This window comes from Lacrimispora amygdalina (assembly GCF_003432035.1).
GTDB lineage: Bacteria > Bacillota > Clostridia > Lachnospirales > Lachnospiraceae > Lacrimispora > Lacrimispora amygdalina.
Genome location: NZ_QOHO01000158.1, coordinates 1 through 1045, shown reverse-complemented (window position 1 = coordinate 1045; position 1045 = coordinate 1). Strand labels below are relative to the sequence as shown.

Annotated in this window: 3 protein-coding genes; all 3 read right to left on the bottom strand. The window is 58.7% G+C overall.

Annotated features, from left to right (window positions below):
• Window positions 1-35 precede the first annotated feature (35 nt).
• Complete coding sequence (locus DS742_RS28435; RefSeq protein WP_117420264.1) at window positions 36-389, bottom strand: head-tail joining protein; 354 nt, start codon at window positions 387-389, stop codon at window positions 36-38.
• Between the two features lie 11 nt (window positions 390-400).
• Window positions 401-811, bottom strand: a complete 411-nt coding sequence (locus DS742_RS28430) for a DNA-packaging protein FI (RefSeq protein ID WP_437126237.1) — start codon at window positions 809-811, stop codon at window positions 401-403.
• Between the two features lie 29 nt (window positions 812-840).
• The coding region (locus tag DS742_RS28425; protein WP_072163162.1) for a major capsid protein at window positions 841-1045 on the bottom strand (205 nt) is incomplete at its 5' end.

Here is a 1045-nt window from a genome sequence, read left to right as displayed (position 1 = left end):
CTGCTCTAGACCTGTGTTGGCCATCCCTCCCCCTTTCAGCGGCGACGGTTACCGGCAGGCGGTCCGCCCCGTCCAAGCCAGAGATGACAACTTCCGCCATCATCCGGCGAACCCCGATCTACCCAGAAATTTTCCTCACCGATGGTCAGCGTGTCTCCACGCCGCAGCTGCCGCACCTCATCAGTCCGGACAAACAGGGACGGGCTGGAGCCTTCAACGCGCACGCCCTGTCCGGCATAGCTGATATTTTCAGGGTCATCAAAAACACCACGTATCACCGCACCTGACTGCTCACCGGATGTAATGGTGGCTGACGTTCCCATGTACCCGCGTATCGTTTCATCGGCGCGGGCAATGGCAGCATCGAACAGGTTATCGAAATCAGCCACAGCGCCTCCCGTTATTGCATTCTGGCCAGGCCGCGCTCTGTCATTTCGGCTGCCACACCGGCAGAGACACGAAACGCCGTTCCCGGCAGCACAAATGCCACAGGTTCATCCCGCGTGGCGTGAAGTGCATCAGTATGCAGCTTCACCAGTGCCACGACCGTGACCAGTTCAGACGTATCCAGAATCACGGTATCCGGCTGCGCTGATCCCACCTCATTTTCATGTCCGGTCAGCACATTTTCCCGGCTGAGAGGGGTGTCCTGACCGGCAGTTTCATCCGTGTCATCAAGCTCCTCTTTCAGCTCTGCCACACGGAGCGCCAGTTCTTCTTTCGTCCCCGTCAGGCTGACATCACGGTTCAGTTGTTCACCCAGCGAGCGGAGACGGGCAATCAGTTCATCTTTCGTCATGGACTCCTCCACAGAGAAACAATGGCCCCGAAGGGCCATGATTACGCCAGTTGTACGGACACGAACTCATCAGGGTCAGCCAGCAGCATCAGCGGTGCTGACTGAATCATGGTGAACTCACGCGCCGGATCGCCGGTGGTCACCCAGTTTTTCGGGTAACGGGCAGAGGCGTTAATGCCTTCGCGCTGTGCGTCCGCATCCTGAATGCAGCCATAGGTGCGCAGACCGCGTGCCTGAGTGTTCCCC